The organism is Maribacter antarcticus DSM 21422, assembly GCF_000621125.1.
GTDB lineage: Bacteria > Bacteroidota > Bacteroidia > Flavobacteriales > Flavobacteriaceae > Maribacter > Maribacter antarcticus.
Map to the genome: position 1 here is coordinate 198,667 of NZ_JHZC01000004.1, position 19,827 is coordinate 218,493.

The window sequence follows — 19,827 nt, forward strand, 5'->3', positions numbered from 1 at the left end:
AAATAAGGCTAAATGGCTTTTAATAATTAATTTTGAGAAAAGCAATTTACAAATTAGAAGTAATGCGGAAAAGTGAAGCGATTTACAAAGTTTTAGGAGACAATGCGAATAAAGAAGCATTGGATTGGTTAAAGGAAAGAACGAACAAGCTAGAGATTTCAAAATCGGCAAGGGATTTATTCATGACGTATAGTCTATTGGCATCCAAGTTTGATAAAAAACAAAAGGTAAACTATACTGAAACGACCAACGAAACCAGTTCTTACTTTAAATCTCACGGAGCAGATATACTTCAGATGTCAAGAATATACTTGCTTACGAAAGTGTTGGAGGTGAATCCTGAATTTTACACTCGGGAAGTAGCGAAGATTATTGAGGTGGCTGACACAACAGAACTGGAAACTTTTTTAAGGTATTTAACAATATTACCGCAATCGGAAAGTTTTAAATCTTCAGCTGTAGAGGCCTTACGAACCAATATATCAATCATATTTGATGCTATTACGTTGAATAACCCCTATCCTGCCTTATTTTTTAACGACCAACAATGGAACCAAATGTACCTGAAAGCGGCTTTTATGGAGCGGGATTTAGGAATGATTGAGTCCGTAGAGGAAAGAGCGAATGCTGATTTAGCCCGAATTATTTCGGATTATGCGCATGAGCGTTGGGCGGCCTCAAGAACCATCGACCCTATGTTCTGGAGACCTGTTTCTAAATTCTTGGACGATACCTTGCTTTCGGATATGAAACAGTTGTTGACCAGTGAGAATCCTATAGAGAACAAGGCAGGTGCATTGTGTTGTTATTTTTCAGAAGATGATAGCGCATCGGCATTACTAGAGCAGCACACAGAGTTGAAGCAGCAAATAGCTTCTAATAAAATAACTTGGAATACTTTAAAAAACTAGACTATGAGCGATAAGATGATGATTATAGACCCTCATGTACATATGAGTGCACGTACGACGGATGATTATGAGGCTATGGCTACAGCGGGTGTTGTGGCTGTCATAGAGCCCTCTTTTTGGCTGGGGCAACCTAGGACCCAAGTGGGTTCCTTTCAAGATTATTTTAGTAGTTTGGTAGGTTGGGAACCGTTTAGGGCTGCTCAATTTGGAATTAAGCATTATTGTACGATTGGGCTAAATTCAAAAGAAGCAAATAACGAAGCTCTGGCGGAACAGGTAATAGAACTTTTACCACTCTATTTGCATAAAGAAAATGTAGTAGCTATTGGCGAGATTGGTTACGACGATCAGACTCCAGCCGAGGACAAGTTTTTTAGAATGCAGTTGGAGATGGCCAAGGAACTGAATATGACGGTTCAGGTTCATACGCCACACCGAGATAAAAAAGCGGGTACAATCAAAAGTATGGAGGTCTGTATCGAACATGGCTTGGACCCGTCAAATGTAATTATAGATCACAACAATGAAGAAACAGTTAAAGCTGTTTTAGATAGAGGTTTTATAGCAGCATTTACGATTTATCCTAAAACTAAAATGGGTAACGAGCGCATGGTAGAGGTCGTCCGTAAATTTGGCAGTGACAATATTATCGTAGACAGTTCAGCAGACTGGGGTGTTAGTGATCCTATGGCAGTACCTAAGACCGCTGGATTAATGTTACAAAGAGGTATTGCTAAGGCTGACGTAGTAAAAACATGCTACCAAAATGCTTTGGATGCTTTTGGTAAGAATGGGAGAATGAAAGAAGAGCACTGGTTGAATCCCAACGGTATTAATCAATCTCAATTGTTTAACGATAATAGCGTGCTTCGCGGACAGGTGCCTAGAATAGACGAAAATAAAATCACCTAATATGTCTAATAAACTGATGGGGCTGCTTCGTTTGTGCAGACCTGCTAATTTACCAACGGCAGCCGCCGATATTTTGGCAGGTGTTGCCATATCCTGCTTTTTTAGTGGAATAGCTTCCATTGATTTTTTTCTTGTAGATACTGGAACTATTGTACTATTGGTTTTTGCATCGGTTTTTTTATACGCCGGAGGTGTGGTTTTAAACGATGTTTTCGATGCTAAATTAGATGGCGTGGAGCGCCCGGAGAGACCAATTCCAAAGGGCGTGGTTTCTATAAAGGAAGCAGCTGCCCTTGGTGCTATTCTCATGCTTTTAGGATGTGCTTTGGCCGTATTGGTCTCTGATATATCGGGTTACATTGCCATCATCTTGGCGGCGACTATTTATATGTACGATGCAGTGGCAAAATCACATTCCTTCTTTGGGCCTATGGTCATGGGGCTTTGCAGAGGATTAAATCTTTTATTAGGAATATCGATTTTGGGCGAACTACCTATTATATGGATTGCGATTATTCCTGTATTATACATTTTTGCTATTACCTTGATTAGCAGGGGAGAAGTCCATGGAGATAATAAAAAGCATATTATTATGGCGGCGGTTATGTATGCGGTTGTACTTATTTTGATTGCGACGGGTGTCGCCATACACAGTACCAATTTACCCATTGCAGCTCCGTTTTTATTGCTTTTCGCTATTTTAATCTACAAGCCATTGGTAAAAGCCTATTCTGACAATTCTCCAGCGTATATCAAAAAAGCGGTGATGGCTGGTGTACTATCCTTAGTAGTCATGGATGCCTGTTGGGTAGTAGGTTTCTCCAATTGGTATATTGGGTTAGGGGTTTTATTGCTTCTGCCCGTATCTTTAATGCTCTCTAAACTTTTTGCCGTTACTTAAGAATTATGCAATTATCTTCTATAAAACAGACGTTTTCAGTTCCTTATGAATACCAATTGCATTTTACGCATGGTGTTTTTCATATCGATAATTCCTTATTATCAGATATAATTAGGGAGTACAAACCGAATGAAGCCGTAAAGGTGCTTTTTGTTATTGACAAGGGTGTTGCCGATGTGCATCCTAGTATACTGTCACAAATTGAAGCCTACTGCGCCGCGCACCACAAGCAATTGAAGCATACAAAAAGTATGGTGTTGCATGGTGGTGAGCAATCCAAAAATAGTTCAGAAGCTATAGATGCTGTGCTAAAAGGTATAAATGAAAATGCTATTTGTAGGCATTCTTTCGTTATAGCCATTGGAGGTGGAGCGCTTATTGATATGACCGGATATGCTGCTGCAATTGCACATAGAGGGGTAAAATTAATTCGTATTCCCACTACGGTACTTTCACAGAACGATGCTGCCGTAGGCGTGAAAAATAGTGTAAATAGCTTCGATAAAAAGAATTTTCTTGGCACCTTCGCACCACCTTTCGCTATTATAAACGATAGCGATTTTTTGAAGACTTTGGAGCAGCGGGATTGGATTGCTGGAGTGGCCGAAGCTATAAAAGTGGCGCTCATCAAGGATAACGAGTTTTTTGAGTACATCGCAGAACATGCGGTTGATTTGAAGAACAGGGATATGGAGGTCATGCACCATGTCATTTATAAATGTGCGGAAATGCACATGCACCATATTTCTCAAGGTGGGGATCCATTTGAATCCGGCTCCTCAAGACCATTGGATTTTGGACATTGGGCAGCACACAAAATGGAATATATGACCAACTATAGCTTGCGTCATGGAGAGGCCGTTGCAAAAGGTATTGCTTTGGATCTTACGTATGCACACTTGGTTGGACTGATAACGGAACGTGATTTACAGCATATTTTAGGGGTAATGCTGGCTATTGGTTTTGATTTGTCCCTTCCTTTAAACTCCAATGCTGAAACAGAGGAGCTCCTGCGTGGAATCGAAGAGTTTAGAGAGCATCTCGGCGGCGAATTGACTATTACGCTTATCTCTGGAATAGGTAAAAAATACGATGTACATACCATAGATATGACACTGATGTCCCAAGCCATTGCCAAATTAAATAAGTACGCCACCGTAAACTAGTAATCAAATGTTTATTGACAATACATACCATCTTTCCTATTGCACCAATATACATCCGGGGCAGGATTGGGAAAATACCTTTGAAAGCTTAAAGCAACATGTGCCCTCTATTAAGGCAGCCGTCTCTGATTCGGCTTCTTTTGGTTTAGGATTACGATTGTCCAATACCGCTAGCGAAGAACTTGAAAAAGGGCAAAATATGGCCTTATTTCAATATTGGTTAGAAGAACATGATGTGTATATATTTACTATGAACGGCTTTCCTTACGGTAATTTTCATGATGAACGTGTAAAGGATAATGTACATGCGCCGGATTGGACAACTGAAAACCGCTTACGATACACGATTCGGCTTTTTAATCAGTTAGCGATTTTGCTTCCAGACGGACTTTCTGGTGGGATTTCCACATCGCCTATTAGCTATAAATATTGGCATACCACCGATGTGGATAAAAATAAAGCCTTTCGAAAAGGTGCTGAACACATGGTCCGTGTTGCAAAACATTTATACGATGTAGAAAACAACACAGGCAAATACCTTCATCTGGATATAGAGCCAGAACCGGACGGATTGCTTGAAAATAGTGATGAGGTTTTATCATTTTATTCTGAGTATCTAGTACCTATTGGTGTTGAAATGCTCCAAGATTTATTAGGTAAAGATGCTGTCGAAGTGGAAGCACTAATTAAACGATATATTACGGTCTGTTATGATATCTGCCATTTTTCACTAGCCTACGAAGAGCCCGAAGATACTTTTTCTAAATTCAAGAAGGCAAACATCAAGACCGGTAAAATACAGGTCAGTGCCGCTTTGAAGATTTTATTTAACGGGGTTAATGACGAAGCGGTTTGGAACTTACTTTCCCAATTTAACGAACCTACATATCTACATCAAGTAACCGAGAAAAAGGGGAATGGTGTGCATACGTATAACGATTTACCTATCGTACTAGAAAATAAGGGTGATTTTACCGAGTTGCGCGCACATTTTCATGTGCCTATCTTTTTGGAGAAGTTTGGCGCGTTACATTCTACACAAGATCATATATTAAAGACCTTGGCGTATTTGAAGAAAGATGTCATATCGGAGCACTTGGAAATCGAGACTTATACTTGGGACGTCTTGCCAGCTGATTTAAAGGAAGACGTGACCCAATCCATTATCCGGGAACTGAATTGGTTAAAAGATCGCATGTAATATGAAGAAAACTGTTGTAATAAATGTTGTGGGACTCACGAAACGACTCATTGGTGAGCATACCCCTTTTATTAAATCCTTTTTGGAAAAAGGACAAGCTACGTACATAAAACCAGTATTACCTGCGGTAACCTGTTCGGCACAATCCACCTATTTGACAGGGAAATGGCCTTCGGAACATGGTATTGTTGGGAATGGATGGTATTTTAAGGAAGAATGTGAGGTCAAGTTTTGGCGTCAATCCAACCATTTGGTGCAACAGCCCAAAATATGGGATGCCCTAAAAATGAAAGATGCTAGTTTTACCTGTGCCAATCATTTTTGGTGGTATAATATGTATTCCACCGCAGATTATAGCATTACGCCAAGGCCTAATTATTTAGCGGACGGTCGTAAAATTCCAGATATTTATTCCCAACCGGCCACCCTTAGGGATACCGTGCAAGGTTCTTTGGGACAGTTTCCCTTATTCGAGTTTTGGGGTCCAAAAACAACAATCAATTCTTCGCAATGGATAGCGAATGCAGCCATACAGACAGACGAGCTTCATGACCCTACATTGACCCTTATTTATTTGCCTCATCTAGATTATAACCTACAGCGCTGCGGGTTAGATTTTAGTGTTATTTCGAAGGATTTAAACGAGATTGATGGCGTGGTACAGCAGCTCGTAAAACATTATGAAAAATCGGGGGCTAATATTACACTTCTGTCCGAGTACGGAATTACAAATGTAAACAGGCCGGTACATCTCAATAGGGTGCTGCGCAAAAACGGGTATTTAAGTATTCGAGTAGAAAGAGGTCTGGAGCTGTTGGACCCTGGTGTTAGTGATGCCTTTGCGGTGGCAGACCATCAAATAGCGCATATTTACGTTAAAAATAAAGCACATCTGGCCGATATCAAGAAATTAGTCAGTCAACAAGAAGGGGTAGAGCAAGTCTTATCTGGGGATGAGATTGATAAGAAACACTTACAGCACGAACGTTGTGGGGATTTGGTGGTGGTGGCCGATAGTGATTCTTGGTTTACTTATTATTTCTGGTTGGACGATACCAAGGCGCCCGATTATGCGCGTATGGTAGATATTCATAAAAAGCCTGGCTATGATCCTGTAGAAATGATGACTGATCCTAAGGATAAACTGGTGATGGCAAAAGTGGTTGGGAAACTCCTGAAAAAGAAATTAGGTTTTAGAACCGTCATGAACATTATTCCAATAGATGCTAGCTTGATAAAAGGATCGCATGGTAGAATTCCCGACGATATAGCGGATTATCCACTACTAATCAGCAATACTAACGCGGCAATTAAAGAGGGTATTATTGAAGCTGTGGATGTCTATCAAATTATTGAAAATCAGGTTACAAATTAAATTGGGATGAACACGTTATTTAAGATAATCGGTTTTTTGTTTACGGGATTATTTGCTGTCGGAGCCGCGCTACAGTATAATGACACAGATTCCTTAGTTTGGATTATTATTTATATTGCTGCAGCCTCTATTTCTCTTCTTTTTGCCTTGGATAAGCTAACTATTCTAGTTCCTTTATTTGCTGGAATAGCTTGTTCTATAGGTTTTTTATATCTGTATCCTACTAATTTTCAAGGATTTGATTTAGATGATGGTGATATCAAATCAGTGGAGTTAGGCAGGGAAGCTTTTGGATTGTTGATTATCGCCTTGGTCTGTTTTCTTTATGCCATTAGGTTAAGGCTAAAATCAAAGGTCTAAGTCGAACTCTTTTCGCAGTAGGTCAATCGCTGGATTTTTTTCGCGTAATTTTTCGTATTTCTCTTCTGGTGTAAATGCGAATTTTTTAGCACTTTTTTCGTTAACTGAAATTTGAAGTTGTATGAAGTGATTATGGAGTTTCGCTCTCAAATACTCCATCAATTCATAATTTTCACGCTCTATTTCCTTTTTCATTGTATCGTTGGGCATTTCAATACAAATGATAACATCATCCTTTAGTTTAGGAATATCTACACTTAAGTTAGAGGCCAATATTTTTTGACCCTTGGCGTCTATTTGGTTAACAAAATCGTTCCAATGTTGGAGCAAGGTCTCTAGGGTAAATGGAGTTTTGGGTAGGGCATCTTCGTCTATAACAACTTCTATTTTATTTAGCTCGTGTTGCTTTTTTGCCTTTAAGCTAGATATGGATAGGCCAGATACTCGTTTTGCCGGAATATTTATATTTAAGTTACCGCCATGGGAGTTTTCAGCTTCTTTTGGTGCTGAATTTTCTTCTGGTTGGGGAATGGTTGTAGCTTCTTTTTCAGCGGCTATAATTGGTTCGGATTTTACTTCTTCTGGTACTACTTCTTTTACCTGAATAGTTGAACTAGGTTCCGCAACCTGTTTTTCGGCAGCAGGTACGTGAGTCTTTTGATTTGTGGCAACTGCTTTTGGAGGGGTTGGAATATTTTGATAAAAAGCCGAAGGAGCAATAAAGTCGATGGTCTTATGCTGAAGTGCTAGAGATTCAGGATTTTTTTTTTCTCCATCAAAATCGATAGAGGCAAGTTTCATTAGTGTAAGCTCCACCAGCAATCGCTGGTTTTTACTTGTTTTATAGTTGAGGTCACACTCATTAGCCAAATCCAAGGCTCGTAACAAAAAACTGGAAGAGGTACGTTGCGACTGCTCTCTATAGCTCTTCTGTGCGGCTTCCCCTACTTCTAAGAGCGCTATCGTCTCCGGATGCTGACAGACCATCAAATCCCTAAAGTGAGATGCGAGTCCTGATATAAAATGGTGCCCATCAAAACCAAGCGCCAAGGTTTCGTTGAAAAGCATAAGTGCCTGAGGAATGTTGTGTTGTAGGATAAAATCTGTAACCTTAAAATAGGTGTCGTAGTCGAGCACATTCAAGTTTTCGGTAACTGCTTTTCTGGTCAATTCTTTTCCAGAAAAACTTACAACACGGTCAAAAATGGAAAGAGCGTCGCGCATAGCGCCATCCGCTTTCTGTGCAATGATATGCAAGGCGTCTTCCTCAGCATTTATACCTTGGCTCTCCGCAATATACTTCAAGTATTCTGCGGCATCCTTTACCGTTATCCGTTTAAAATCAAATATTTGACAGCGCGATAGAATGGTAGGGATAATTTTATGCTTTTCCGTAGTCGCCAAAATAAAAATGGCATGTTTTGGAGGCTCCTCCAAGGTTTTTAGAAATGCATTGAATGCATTTGTAGATAGCATATGTACTTCATCAATAATATAGACCTTATATTTACCTACTTGGGGTGGAATACGGACTTGATCAATCAATTCTCGTATTTGGTCTACTCCGTTGTTGGACGCTGCATCCAACTCAAAAATATTGAAAGCAAAATCCTCATCAGGACTTTCGGTACCATCAGAATTTATTTGCTTGGCTAATATTCTAGCGCAGGTTGTTTTTCCAACACCTCTCGGGCCACAAAATAAAAGAGCCTGCGCCAAGTGGTCATTATTGATTGCATTTTGAAGTGTATTTGTAATGGATTGTTGCCCAACAACATCCTTGAATGTCTGGGGTCTGTACTTCCGTGCCGATACAATAAATGGTTCCAAATTTGGTGAATTAAACGCCGTTACAAATATAAAAATAGGAGGGTATTCTTTATCGAAATTAAAAGACAGATCATCTTTAGTTATCAACAATTGCAGTACATTTGCCCATAGCAGGCCACCTTATCGCTTCCTGCTGAACTTGTTTCAGTAGGAAGAGGAAAGTCCGGACACCATAATGCAGTATAGCGGGTAACGCCCGTCCGCCGTCAGGTGAGGACAAGTGCAACAGAAAGCAAGTACAGTTCGGCTGTAGTGAAACCAGGTAAACTCTATACGGTGAAACGTCATGTAAACCGGTGTCCCGATAGCAATCGGGAAAGGGCTGCACGCCCGAGCCGAAGGGTAGGCGGTTAGAGCCTTTGGGCAACCACTGGCCTAGATAAATGATAAGGCGTCTCTGAACCTAGTTCAGAGTAAACAGAATCCGGCTTACGGCCTGCTTTTTTATTCAGATAGTGAGATTTAGATTTGTGGTATCGAATTAACCCTCAGAGAATGCGAAGGGTCTTTTCTTTCTTAATGTTTATTTTTTTACTTCATAACCCATAGTTACGCAATCGAATCTTCCGATGTAGGCAGGGTAATCCTGACTGAAACAACTGTAGTTTCTTCCTAGCTTTTCATATCAATTTGCAAAGCCTATTTTAATATTTCCTCAAGCGGAAGTCGGTTGTATGACTTATCTGCCTAGGTTGAAGTTTATGCTATCAAAATAATTTCAATTTTATACATTAAAATAATTAATGGTTTTCATCAAAAACATAAATAATAATAAATGAATTAAAATATTCAAATTTACACCGCAAACAAATTCATCCAACTATGAAAACTGATGTATTACGTGAAAAGTCTCAGAAAACTTTAAATAACAAAGCGGTAAAGATAGCTGTAGCCAAAGGAGACGGGATAGGTCCTGAAATTATGGACGCTACTTTAAAAATCTTAAATGCTGCCGGTGCGAATATAGAGCCTGAGTATGTAGAACTTGGGGAACAAGTATATCTTTCTGGTAATTCTACGGGAATTGCGAAAGAGACTTGGGAGGTTATCAATAGGAATAAACTGATATTAAAAGCACCCATCACCACACCTCAAGGTAAAGGATATAAAAGCCTAAATGTCACGCTTAGAAAATCCCTTGGTTTATTTGCCAATGTTAGGCCAGTAAGTGCTTTATACCCTTATGTGCAAACCCATTTTCCTAATATGGATGTTGTGGTCATCAGAGAAAACGAGGAAGATTTATATGCGGGTATAGAGCATCAACAAACTCAGGATGTGGTACAATGCTTAAAATTGATTACCAGACCAGGCTGTGAAAAAATTGTACGTTATGCTTTTGAATACGCCAGAGTTTATGGTCGTAAAAAAGTGACTTGTATGGTCAAGGATAATATTATGAAACTTACTGACGGTCTCTTTCATCAGGTTTTTGATGAAATTGCTTCGGAGTATCCAGAAATAACGAGCGATGCTCAAATTATTGATATTGGTGCAGCACGTTTAGCGGCTAATCCAGAAAATTATGATGTTGTGGTTACTTCTAACTTGTATGGAGATATCATTTCTGATATTGTTGCGGAAATCGCAGGTTCTGTAGGAATGGCAGGTTCTGCGAATATTGGCACTAACGTGGCCATGTTCGAAGCAATTCACGGGTCTGCTCCAGACATTTCGGGTAAGAATATGGCAAATCCGTCTGGGTTAATAAACGCCTCTATTTCCATGCTTGCTCATGTGGGTCAAGCACCGATTGGTGATAAAATAAAGAATGCTTGGTTGGCTACTATCGAAGCCGGATACCACACTGCGGATATTTATAATGAAAAAAATAGTAAGAAAAAGGTAACGACCTCCGAGTTTGCAGATGCCGTTATTGCTAAGTTGGGTCAAACACCTCATAAACTTCCTACAAGCAATATGGCCGAGGGGACAGGTACCATAACAATTCCAACTTATAAGAGAAGAGTAGAAAAGAAAATATTATTGGGTGTGGATATTTTTATAGATTGGAAAGGGTCTGACCCAGAGGAAATAGGGCAAGCATTATCCAGCTTGGATGCTTTTAAATTAAAGCTCAAAATGATTACCAATAGAGGTGTTAAAGTATTTCCAAGTGGTATGAAAGAGACCTACTGTACGGATCATTGGAGGTGTAGGTTCGTTTCAAAAGATACCCAAGTAGATGCACAACCTGTCTACTCCCCTGTTGATTATGATCAAGTAGTGGCCTTATTATCCAAATTGTACGATGAGGGTTTTGATGTGATTAAAACAGAAAACCTCTACGAATTTGATGGTAAAAGAGCTTTTTCCTTAGGACAGGGAGAATAAAAGTATGCCTATAAAGTTTTAGTTTGTTAGTGTTAGTTAAAAATCCACGTGGAGACGTGGATTTTTTGTTGCTTTAGATTTGATAAGAAGAACCTTTGTCTTTGCTCATTGTACAATTATGTCAAACCATAGGTGGAGTTAAAAACTATTTTGGGCCACTTTTCCGTTTACACCCTTAAAAAAAGCTTCGTATATTTTAAAATCAGCTTCTTGGTCGGTGGTAGGGGAATGGGGTTGCGAAACTTTTATTTGTTTCTTTCCGTAATCGAAAGCTACCATGACTACAGGCACTTTTGCTGCTCTTGCGATAAAATAAAATCCGGTTTTCCATTGACTTACTTTTTTTCGCGTACCTTCTGGGGAGAGGGAAAGTCTAAACTTGTCCTTTTCGCTAAAGACCTTTGTAATGGCAGACACGGTATCATTTGTTTTACTTCGGTCTATAGGTGTCCCTCCTGTCCATTTAAAAAACCAACCGAACGGCGAATCAAAAAGGCTTTTCTTTCCTATGTAATTAATTTCCTCTTTCCATACATTACGTACGAGTATGCCCAATAAAAAATCCCACCAACTTGTATGTGGCACTACAATGATGACACACTTCTTAACATGAGAGGGAAAATCGCCAACTAGGGACCATTTTAGCACTTTAAAGTATATAAATTTAGCTACGCTATGCATGCAGTATGTTTTATTATAAGCTTTGGTGTGCTCATATTTTTATAACGAAGGGGACCCTATATTTTTTTATAAATCGATGTAAGCTTTTCTGGAGTGATAACAGCTCTCCAGTTTTGTCCTAAGGCGTTTTCCCATAAGGGCTCCATTCCCAAAGCTATAGCAACCATTTTGTCAAATTCGCAGTCTGTAAGGTGCTGGCAAATGCCTGTTGGCAAGGTAATCTCATGTTTTTCTATCATTTTGTTAAAAAGCCTAACGCCATCAGGGTAAAACTCTTGCAGATGTTGAAATACCAAACAATTACCAATACCATGTTTTACACCTAAAAGAAACCCTAACCCGTAACTGAGTGCATGGGCTACTCCTACTTGCGAGTAGGCTATACTCATACCTCCATGCCAAGAAGCCATCATCAATTTATCTCTAGATTCACCTTCTGGGATATCGCTAAGGAAAACCTCTTTACAAAGTTCCAACGCTTTTTCACCATAACTTTGGCTAAAAGCATTTAGAAAAGTGCCCTCTAGTGATTCTATACAATGAATAAAACAATCCATTCCTGTATAAAACCATTGTTCTTTTGAGACGCCTTTGGTTAGTTCAGGGTCTAGTATTACTTGGTCGAACGTCGTGAAATCAGAATTTATACCTAGTTTTTTATCGGGACCTAAAAGGACTGTGGTTCTGGATACTTCTGCTCCTGTTCCGCTTATTGTGGGTATACCAACATGGTAAATTGCTTTTTTATGTACCATATCCCATCCCTGATACGCTGCCGCGCTGCCCTCGTTGGTCAAAAGGATTGCCACGGCCTTGGAAAGGTCTAAAAGAGTGCCGCCACCGATACCTACTATGCCAGAAGGTAGTTCTTGGAAGTTATCCTTAATCATGGTTACTAGGGCATCTACCTGAAATGTGCTAGGTTCTTCATCTGCAGAAACGAAAATAAGTTGATCGCAGAATATAGTAGGAATGCGTTGTGCAAGTTCGGCTCCTTCAAAAACGTCATCTACCAGATATACAACAGGAGCCTCTGAGTGTTTTCTTTTAGGCATTAATATATCCCCCAATTGGTCAAAGCTTCCCTTACCAAAAACTACCCGGGGAACCATGGGGAAATTACGGTACTTTTCTGATGATTTAGTAGGTATGTTCTTCAATCTTCTTTCTTTTTTAATCTCCATTATAATACGTTATAGATAAGCTAGTACGTCTGTTAACTTCTGAACAGTGATGTATCCAGAATTCTTTTTTGGGGCACGTACTTCCTCATGTTTCCATGTAGTATGAAAAGGTACGTGAACTGCACTAGCACCAATATTTACCAAAGGTAATACGTCCGATTTTAAAGAATTGCCTATCATCAAAAATTCATTCGGAGAAATTTCTAGATGTTCTAGCAGGTCTTTGTAATTCTTTTCCTTCTTATCGCTCAATACTTCTACGTGATGAAAATAATCAGATAGGTTAGAACGGTCCAGTTTACGTTCTTGGTCTAGCAGGTCACCTTTGGTAAGGACAATCAATCGATACTTGCCCTTTAATTGCTCCAGTACGGCTTCTACATCTTCCAAAATATCCACAGGATGGGCAATCATCTGTTTTCCGATATCTAATAGTTTTAGTAGTGTTGCCTGTGGAATTTCATTGTTAGATAGCTCCAACGCCGACTCTATCATGGATAGCATAAAACCCTTAATGCCATACCCGTATAGCGCTAGGTTTTTCATCTCCATTTTAAACAGCTCCTGATCTATCTTATTTTTGGTTTCATAAGGCTCCAAAAGTGTTGCAAATTGTTCTTCTGCCTCTCTGAAATAGGTTTCGTTTACCCAAAGGGTGTCATCTGCATCGAAACCGATTACTTTTATTTCTTTAAAAGCTATCTCCATGCCGCTTGCGCTTTTTCCAAATCTTCTGGGGTATCTATTTCTATTCCGGAAACGGAAGTCTCTACCATTTTTATTTTTTTTCCGTATTCGAGATATCTTATCGCTTCTATTTTTTCGGTAGCCTCTAATGTAAGCATTGGCAATCGTTGGAAATCCATTAAAGCACTTTTTCGGAAGGCATAAATACCTTTATGTTTATAGTAGATTGTACCAACATCCTTTGCTCTGCAGAAAGGAATTGGTGAACGTGAGAAGTATAATGCAAAGTTCCTATTATCCACAATCACTTTTACGGTGTTTGGGTTGTTTATTTCGTCCTTATCTGTAATTTGAACCATCAATGATGCCAAATCGATTTCCTTAGCGACATCGCTCTTAAACACCTCCATTACGCCAGCTAGGCTTTCACGATCCGTAAAGGGTTCGTCTCCTTGTACGTTTACGATAATATCTACGTCCATCTGCGTTACTGCTTCTGCAATACGATCACTACCGCAATCATGTTCCTTTTTGCTCATTATAGCCAAACCACCTGCTTTGGTTATGGTTTCGAAGATAATAGCACTGTCCGTTACTACGTACACATTATCAAAAAGTCCTGTTTTTACAGCTGCTTCGTAGGTACGTACGATGACCGGTTTTCCAGAAAGGTCTTGCATGAGTTTTGCAGGAAATCTAGAGGCCGCATACCGGGCAGGAATCATGGCGATAATTTTCACTTTTCTTGAGGATTATGTTTTGTTATAATTGCGAAAGTACTTTTTGTTTTCATATTTGCGTACCATATTTTAGTTAACTAATACTGATTTGCCCAATTTTAGAACTTCAAATAGGCGTTTTAGGTGTGCATGCTCCTTTCAGGCCTTAGCTTTCTGTATATTCTAAAAATAATCACCAAAATAATAATTACTAAAACAGCTGCCAATATCGGTGCAAATATAGACGCAGCAGTTACGACAATTGCTGTTCCTGTTTCTACGGTGGCTAACACAGGATTTGCTAATCCGCCTGTGGTTGCTGTTGAGGCTAGTCTTCCTGTAGCTCCAGCACCTTTAATAGCAGTAGCGGTACCGCCACCTGCTATGATTGCCAATGACCAGGTTATTATCGGGTCTAATCCGGCAACTGTAGATACCATTATTGCAGTACCCGCAATGGCCGCTAAAGGTATCGCGATACTGTCCAATAGATTATCGACCCAAGGAATAAAATAGCCAAAAATTTCTGTACCTGTAGCTACACCCAAGGTGAGTAATGCCGCTAGACTGCCAATCCATTGCCAACTATCGTTCAGCTCCCATGTACCAAAGTAGGCAGCGAGGCTAAGCGCAAAAAGTGGAAGGAATACTCGGAACCCAACGGATGCCGCCAAGCCAATTCCTAAAAATATACTCGACATGGTTTCCGTTGTCATTTTCTGTTTTGATATTTAAGGTTCTCAGTGTAGCAGGTGGATGTAAAAAAATATACTGTTTCTAATGCGAAACCTACGCTAATACTAAAATAGCCTTTTCCTATTCAACAAAAAAATCGTTCTTAAAGCCAATCAAATATAATTTTCGTTTGGCACGGGTCACTGCAGTATAGAGCCATCTTAAATACTCTTTATCTATGCCGTTGGGTAGATAAGGCTGCTCTACAAATACCGTGTCCCATTGTCCACCTTGTGACTTGTGGCAAGTAATGGCATAAGAAAACTTAACTTGAAGACCATTGAAATATTTGTTGTTTTTTACGCCCAAAAACTTTTTGTACTTGGATGTTTCGTGCGCATAATCCTTCATTACCTCTTGGTAAAGACGGTTGCCCTCCTCGTAAGAAAGCGAAGGAGATTCTGCTTTTATGGTATCCAATAGTAAAACCGTTTCAAAAGGCGTCATATTGGGATAATCTACCATTTGTACTTTTACTTCGGCAAACTTGAATCCGTAAATTTCCTTAAAGTTGAAAATTTCAAGAATTTCAATAATATCTCCATTGGCAATAAATCCAGCCTCTGAATTGGGTGTGAGCCAGAAATAGTTATTTTTTACTACCATCATAAAATCCCCTGCCGCCAAATCATTCTCTAAAAACAGGATGCGTTCTCTGATATTAAGGTTGTAGAGATTCGCTCTTTTGTTGGATCTAACGATGAAAGCGGTTTCTTCTTTTCCATTTTGTGAGTAGGACTCGTCTATGGCCTCTTGGATTTCGTACCCATCAATTAGCCTAATAATATCGGTGTAAGGAAGTACATCAAACTTAAAACTTTCGAAAAATTCGCCTTGTAGCTGTTCCCTTAGTAGGGTGGCATTGACCAAAATTCCAGAATCCTCGGCTTGCCGCATTACCTCGTCCAACTCTAAACCAATGACTTCCTTGTTATAATTTAAGGAAATAATACTGGCATCTAAAGCAGGACTTAAGCTTAAATGAACAGGCGGTAATTGAGCGGTATCACCAATCAATAATAGCTTACAATTGTGACCAGAATAGACGAACATCATTAAATCGTCTAACAGGGAGCCATTGTCAAATAATTTAGAGTCCGTAGCTCTATCCGGAATCATGGAAGCCTCATCTACGATAAACAGCGTGTCACGATGTTTGTTGGGTGCCAAAACAAATTGAATACTGCCACCTCCTTGTTTTTTTGGGAAATATATTTTTCTATGGATAGTAAACGCTTGTGTTTTGGAATAGTTAGACATTACCTTGGCCGCCCGCCCGGTAGGAGCCATTAAAACAGATTTCATACGCGACTTCCACAAACTGTTTACTACAGTGCCAATTAGCGTGGTCTTTCCAGTACCAGCAAAGCCTTTTAGTAGGAAAACTTCATCTTTTTCCTTAGATAATACAAAGAATGCCAACTTTTCTAAGGCTATCTGTTGTTTTAACGTTGGCTCATGTGGGAACTTGGTAATTAACTCCTTATAATACGTGGATGGTGTAAGTGCTTTCATGCAAGGACAAAGATAAAGATGATTTTTTGGGCAAAAACTTTTCTCATTAAAAAAAAATTGTAGATTTGTTGTAACCACTAAATTAAAATAACACTTAACGAAATGAAGACCATTATTCAAATAGTACTTTGGATTTCTTGTATTGGTTTGGGATACCTTATTTACAATTCGGTTACCGGACCTATTGAATTTAAAAAAGTTAAAGTAGAACGATTTGGCAAAGTCGTTGCCAAGTTGAAGGATATTAGGAATACTCAAGAGGCCTATAAAACTGTCAACGGTAAGTATGCTAAGGATTTCAAAAGCCTTATCAAATTCATCGATACTGGTAGTTATGTAATAACGCAACAACGTGATTCTTCTTTTATGGAGTTTGATAAAACGTACCAGATTGATATGTTAAATGAAGTAAAAATTATAGATACTTTAGCATTTGTATCTGTACGTGATTCTTTGTTTAAAAAGGATACAAGATTCAAGAATCTCATGGAAATTCCAGGAGCACCTAATGGAGAAAAGATTACCATGGATGCTGGCTTTATTGAAAAGAGCGGGTACCGTGCTCCAGTATTTATAGCAAAGGTTGCTAAAAGTATTTTACTAAGTGATCAGCCGAAAGATTTGGTTTCACGAGAAAATTCACAAATGAGTGTAGAAGAGGTAAATGGACCTGATATTACGGTTGGTTCTATGGATGAAGTAAGTACAAGTGGTAACTGGCCACCAGTATATGATAGAAAAGAGAAAAAATAATAGCTCGGATATAGCCGATAAAAATTTTCAGAAATTGTCCATTCAAGTTAGCTTGAATGGACTTTCTTTTTGTGTGGCGGATACCGTGTCGCATAAAATTCGCTATTCTGATATGATACTTTTTCCAGAAGAGTTAAATATTATAGCAGTACAGTCCCAATTAGAACAGCTATTTAAAAAGCATGAACTGCACCAAAAGCAGTTTGATGAGGTTACCGTAATACATAGAAACACCTTGTTTTGTCTTGTTCCCAAAGCACTGTTTGATTCAAATTCACTTTCCGAATACCTAAAATTCAATACCCGAGTATTCCAAACAGATACCTTAGCTTACGATGAGGTAGAAAACCAAGATATGATTACCGTTTATGTTCCTTATGCCAATATTAATAACTATGTATATGATATTTTTGGTGAGTTCACTTTTTTGCATAACGGCACCATTATCATACAATCATTATTAAATGGATATGGAAACACTAAAGAGGCGATTTGCTATGCGCATGTAAGTAAAAAACAGTTGGATATTTGCGTTATTGCACAAAAAAGGCTTTTGCTCTATAATAGCTTTCTATATGAGACTAAGGAAGATTTCGCCTACTACCTTTTATTTGTACTAGAGCAGTTAGAGCTGGACAGTGATCGAGTACCTGTAAAGTTATTTGGAGCAATAGAGGAAGATGATGCAATTTATGACCTTTGCCAAAATTACATAAAAAACATACTCATTTTTACACCCTCCTCTCCCCAGCATTTGCAGTTGGGCGACCCAGAAGCTGAACGAATCGACTTTACAGTTTTAAACACCCTATAATGCGCATAATATCTGGTAAACATAAAGGAAGACATCTTATTGCTCCAAAGAACTTACCTGTACGACCTACCAAAGACATGGCGAAAGAGGCGCTTTTTAATATCTTGAATAATCAGTATTATTTTGCTGATATTAAGGTGCTAGATCTTTTTGCAGGAACCGGTAATATCAGCTATGAGTTTGCCTCTAGAGGAGTAGATGCTATAACGGCAGTTGATATGAATATGGGTTGTATTACGTATATAAACAAAGTAAATGCTCAATTAGAACTTGGAATTCAAACGATACAAAACGATGTCTTTTCGTTTTTATCTAAAAATACAAGGCAATTTGATATTATTTTTGCTGATCCATTTTATGATATGGATGAGACTGATTTTGCTAAAATTCCTGAGTTGGTCTTTGCTAGCAACATGCTCTTAGCAGACGGTGTTTTGGTTATAGAGCATTCTAAGCGTATGAATCTTGATTATCTGCCAAATTTTCAGAATTCTCGCAAGTATGGGGGGAGTGTTTTTAGTTTTTTTGGGGATTGATAATAGCGATAAGCATATACTTTCTTTCCATCACGGGACTTTCTTTATCTTCCATTTTGTAAAAATTTCTAAACTTGGACTTAGATTAAAGGGCATTGATTTATCCTGAATAAATCGCCTCATATCTTTTGGTTGAATCTGTCTAGAGTTGATTATTAACGCAACTATAATCTCGCTCAATTATACGATAGGTTTTGTAAAAATCGGAATTTTTCAAACTTTAACTATGCCGCGTTTTGAGCGTTGTTTAATTTACAGATATAGGCTACAAAGAGTGTTTATTTTAGCTAAAACGGTAGCTTTTGCTAATCACCCCTCCAAGCGAATATTTTACTTTAAAAAGTACTATGTTTTGTTTATTTAATCAGTAACCTATTGGAATTGTTTGTTTTACGAACTATAGGGTCATTAACTTAAGCTGAAGAAATCAAATATAATCAATTACACCCCAGTGGGTGCACTGGGGTGTAGGTGAAATGTAAGTATCGTAAAACTTATTCCTGCATGGTATGATACACATTTTGTACATCATCATCTTCTTCAATCTTTTCCAATAGTTTTTCAACGTCTGCAGCTTCTTCTCCAGAGAGTTTCTTTGTTATCTGCGGAATACGCTCAAAGCCAGAGGATAAAATTTCTAGTTCACGGTTTTCTAGTTCTTTTTGTATGTTACCAAAACTCTCAAAGGGAGCATAAATAAGAATGCCATCATCGTCTACAAAAACTTCTTCGGCACCAAAATCTATCATCTCTAATTCTAGTTCTTCGGGATCAATACCCTCTGCAGGGATTCTAAAATTACAGGTATGGTCAAACATAAACTCTACTGATCCAGACGTGCCCAAACTCCCATTACACTTACTAAAATAGCTACGGACATTGGCTACGGTTCTTGTATTGTTGTCCGTTGCGGTTTCTACTAAAATAGCAATACCATGAGGTGCATATCCTTCAAAAAGTACTTCTTTATAATCTCCAAGGCTTTTGTCACTAGCTCTCTTAATGGCTCGTTCTACATTATCCTTTGGCATATTAACGGCCTTCGAATTTTGGATAACCGCTCGTAATCTCGAATTGGAATCTGGATCAGGCCCACCTTCTTTTACTGCCATTACAATGTCCTTACCTATTCGGGTAAAGGCTTTGGACATGGCCGACCATCTTTTCATTTTACGCGCTTTCCTAAACTCAAAAGCTCTTCCCATAGTACTAT

At 38.8% G+C, this 19,827-nt stretch carries 19 protein-coding genes and 1 other RNA gene; 12 read left to right on the plus strand and 8 right to left on the minus strand.

What is annotated here, in order from left to right; genetic code table 11:
• Positions 1-32 precede the first annotated feature (32 nt).
• The 7 genes from Q360_RS0100905 to Q360_RS0100935 are packed head-to-tail and all read left to right on the plus strand — an operon-like array spanning position 33 to position 6,826.
• A complete protein-coding gene (locus tag Q360_RS0100905; RefSeq protein WP_245603119.1) occupies positions 33-911 on the plus strand; it encodes an EboA domain-containing protein in 879 nt (292 codons plus the stop codon).
• A 3-nt stretch (positions 912-914) separates the two neighbouring features.
• Positions 915-1,823, plus strand: a complete 909-nt coding sequence (locus tag Q360_RS0100910) for a TatD family hydrolase (RefSeq protein WP_027075411.1) — start codon at positions 915-917, stop codon at positions 1,821-1,823.
• Between the two features lies 1 nt (position 1,824).
• The gene (eboC, locus tag Q360_RS0100915) at positions 1,825-2,724 is read left to right on the plus strand and encodes a UbiA-like protein EboC (RefSeq protein WP_027075412.1); all 900 of its coding nucleotides are present in this window, start codon (positions 1,825-1,827) and stop codon (positions 2,722-2,724) included.
• Positions 2,725-2,729: 5 nt separating this feature from the next.
• Positions 2,730-3,890, plus strand: coding sequence for a 3-dehydroquinate synthase (locus Q360_RS0100920; RefSeq protein WP_027075413.1), 1,161 nt, complete (start codon positions 2,730-2,732; stop codon positions 3,888-3,890).
• A gap of 7 nt (positions 3,891-3,897) precedes the next feature.
• A complete protein-coding gene (eboE, locus tag Q360_RS0100925) occupies positions 3,898-5,091 on the plus strand; it encodes a metabolite traffic protein EboE (protein WP_027075414.1) in 1,194 nt (397 codons plus the stop codon).
• 1 nt (position 5,092) lies between these two features.
• Positions 5,093-6,466, plus strand: coding sequence for an alkaline phosphatase family protein (locus Q360_RS0100930; RefSeq protein WP_027075415.1), 1,374 nt, complete (start codon positions 5,093-5,095; stop codon positions 6,464-6,466).
• Between the two features lie 6 nt (positions 6,467-6,472).
• Positions 6,473-6,826: a transmembrane 220 family protein gene (locus Q360_RS0100935; protein WP_027075416.1), complete on the plus strand. Its 354-nt coding sequence runs from the start codon at positions 6,473-6,475 to the stop codon at positions 6,824-6,826.
• Here the strand turns inward: Q360_RS0100935 and Q360_RS0100940 are convergent.
• Entirely contained in the window at positions 6,815-8,656 is a 1,842-nt protein-coding gene (locus Q360_RS0100940) for a DNA polymerase III subunit gamma/tau (protein ID WP_027075417.1), read from the minus strand. The genes Q360_RS0100935 and Q360_RS0100940 overlap by 12 nt on opposite strands.
• 107 nt (positions 8,657-8,763) lie before the next feature.
• Between Q360_RS0100940 and rnpB the strand changes: the two genes are divergently transcribed.
• An RNA gene (gene rnpB / locus Q360_RS24385) (RNase P RNA component class A) lies at positions 8,764-9,103 on the plus strand.
• Between the two features lie 375 nt (positions 9,104-9,478).
• Positions 9,479-10,990: an NADP-dependent isocitrate dehydrogenase gene (locus tag Q360_RS0100945; RefSeq protein WP_051554503.1), complete on the plus strand. Its 1,512-nt coding sequence runs from the start codon at positions 9,479-9,481 to the stop codon at positions 10,988-10,990.
• Between the two features lie 138 nt (positions 10,991-11,128).
• Here Q360_RS0100945 and Q360_RS0100950 read toward each other — a convergent pair whose 3' ends face one another.
• From Q360_RS0100950 to Q360_RS0100975, 6 genes are all read right to left on the minus strand, one after another.
• Positions 11,129-11,671 carry a 1-acyl-sn-glycerol-3-phosphate acyltransferase gene (locus Q360_RS0100950; protein WP_027075419.1) on the minus strand — a complete coding sequence of 181 codons (543 nt, stop codon included), beginning with the start codon at positions 11,669-11,671 and terminating at the stop codon, positions 11,129-11,131.
• A 56-nt stretch (positions 11,672-11,727) separates the two neighbouring features.
• The gene (locus tag Q360_RS0100955; protein WP_051554504.1) at positions 11,728-12,855 is read right to left on the minus strand and encodes an iron-containing alcohol dehydrogenase family protein; all 1,128 of its coding nucleotides are present in this window, start codon (positions 12,853-12,855) and stop codon (positions 11,728-11,730) included.
• 9 nt (positions 12,856-12,864) lie between these two features.
• Positions 12,865-13,563, minus strand: coding sequence for an HAD family hydrolase (locus tag Q360_RS0100960; RefSeq protein WP_027075421.1), 699 nt, complete (start codon positions 13,561-13,563; stop codon positions 12,865-12,867).
• Positions 13,554-14,267 carry a 3-deoxy-manno-octulosonate cytidylyltransferase gene (gene kdsB / locus Q360_RS0100965; RefSeq protein ID WP_027075422.1) on the minus strand — a complete coding sequence of 238 codons (714 nt, stop codon included), beginning with the start codon at positions 14,265-14,267 and terminating at the stop codon, positions 13,554-13,556. Before kdsB ends, Q360_RS0100960 begins: the two co-directional genes overlap by 10 nt.
• A 134-nt stretch (positions 14,268-14,401) precedes the next feature.
• Positions 14,402-14,977 carry a DUF4126 domain-containing protein gene (locus tag Q360_RS0100970; protein WP_027075423.1) on the minus strand — a complete coding sequence of 192 codons (576 nt, stop codon included), beginning with the start codon at positions 14,975-14,977 and terminating at the stop codon, positions 14,402-14,404.
• A gap of 100 nt (positions 14,978-15,077) precedes the next feature.
• Entirely contained in the window at positions 15,078-16,511 is a 1,434-nt protein-coding gene (locus Q360_RS0100975) for an ATP-dependent DNA helicase (protein ID WP_027075424.1), read from the minus strand.
• Positions 16,512-16,613: 102 nt separating this feature from the next.
• On the opposite strand from Q360_RS0100975, the gene Q360_RS0100980 reads away from it, so the two are divergent.
• The 3 genes from Q360_RS0100980 to Q360_RS0100990 are packed head-to-tail and all read left to right on the plus strand — an operon-like array spanning position 16,614 to position 18,614.
• Positions 16,614-17,264, plus strand: a complete 651-nt coding sequence (locus Q360_RS0100980; RefSeq protein WP_027075425.1) for a hypothetical protein — start codon at positions 16,614-16,616, stop codon at positions 17,262-17,264.
• Positions 17,242-18,078 (plus strand): DUF3822 family protein, encoded by an 837-nt coding sequence (locus Q360_RS0100985; RefSeq protein ID WP_036194716.1) that lies wholly within the window; start codon positions 17,242-17,244, stop codon positions 18,076-18,078. The genes Q360_RS0100980 and Q360_RS0100985 overlap by 23 nt, the downstream gene beginning before the upstream one ends.
• A complete protein-coding gene (locus Q360_RS0100990; protein ID WP_027075427.1) occupies positions 18,078-18,614 on the plus strand; it encodes an RsmD family RNA methyltransferase in 537 nt (178 codons plus the stop codon). Before Q360_RS0100985 ends, Q360_RS0100990 begins: the two co-directional genes overlap by 1 nt.
• 494 nt (positions 18,615-19,108) lie before the next feature.
• Here Q360_RS0100990 and Q360_RS0100995 read toward each other — a convergent pair whose 3' ends face one another.
• A complete protein-coding gene (locus Q360_RS0100995; RefSeq protein ID WP_027075428.1) occupies positions 19,109-19,819 on the minus strand; it encodes a YebC/PmpR family DNA-binding transcriptional regulator in 711 nt (236 codons plus the stop codon).
• Positions 19,820-19,827: the final 8 nt, after the last annotated feature.

Excerpts from the sequence above, each read along its gene's own strand:
- eboE (WP_027075414.1), top strand. The coding sequence starts at position 3,898 with ATGTTTATTGACAATACATACCATCTTTCCTATTGCACCAATATACAT.
- Q360_RS0100945 (WP_051554503.1), top strand. The coding sequence starts at position 9,479 with ATGAAAACTGATGTATTACGTGAAAAGTCTCAGAAAACTTTAAATAAC.
- Q360_RS0100935 (WP_027075416.1), top strand. The coding sequence starts at position 6,473 with ATGAACACGTTATTTAAGATAATCGGTTTTTTGTTTACGGGATTATTT.
- Q360_RS0100910 (WP_027075411.1), top strand. The coding sequence starts at position 915 with ATGAGCGATAAGATGATGATTATAGACCCTCATGTACATATGAGTGCA.
- Q360_RS0100975 (WP_027075424.1), bottom strand. The coding sequence starts at position 16,511 with ATGAAAGCACTTACACCATCCACGTATTATAAGGAGTTAATTACCAAG.
- Q360_RS0100980 (WP_027075425.1), top strand. The coding sequence starts at position 16,614 with ATGAAGACCATTATTCAAATAGTACTTTGGATTTCTTGTATTGGTTTG.
- Q360_RS0100955 (WP_051554504.1), bottom strand. The coding sequence starts at position 12,855 with ATGGAGATTAAAAAAGAAAGAAGATTGAAGAACATACCTACTAAATCA.
- Q360_RS0100970 (WP_027075423.1), bottom strand. The coding sequence starts at position 14,977 with ATGACAACGGAAACCATGTCGAGTATATTTTTAGGAATTGGCTTGGCG.
- eboC (WP_027075412.1), top strand. The coding sequence starts at position 1,825 with ATGTCTAATAAACTGATGGGGCTGCTTCGTTTGTGCAGACCTGCTAAT.
- Q360_RS0100950 (WP_027075419.1), bottom strand. The coding sequence starts at position 11,671 with ATGCATAGCGTAGCTAAATTTATATACTTTAAAGTGCTAAAATGGTCC.
- kdsB (WP_027075422.1), bottom strand. The coding sequence starts at position 14,267 with ATGATTCCTGCCCGGTATGCGGCCTCTAGATTTCCTGCAAAACTCATG.
- Q360_RS0100990 (WP_027075427.1), top strand. The coding sequence starts at position 18,078 with ATGCGCATAATATCTGGTAAACATAAAGGAAGACATCTTATTGCTCCA.
- Q360_RS0100930 (WP_027075415.1), top strand. The coding sequence starts at position 5,093 with ATGAAGAAAACTGTTGTAATAAATGTTGTGGGACTCACGAAACGACTC.
- Q360_RS0100985 (WP_036194716.1), top strand. The coding sequence starts at position 17,242 with ATGATAGAAAAGAGAAAAAATAATAGCTCGGATATAGCCGATAAAAAT.
- Q360_RS0100995 (WP_027075428.1), bottom strand. The coding sequence starts at position 19,819 with ATGGGAAGAGCTTTTGAGTTTAGGAAAGCGCGTAAAATGAAAAGATGG.
- Q360_RS0100960 (WP_027075421.1), bottom strand. The coding sequence starts at position 13,563 with ATGGAGATAGCTTTTAAAGAAATAAAAGTAATCGGTTTCGATGCAGAT.
- Q360_RS0100920 (WP_027075413.1), top strand. The coding sequence starts at position 2,730 with ATGCAATTATCTTCTATAAAACAGACGTTTTCAGTTCCTTATGAATAC.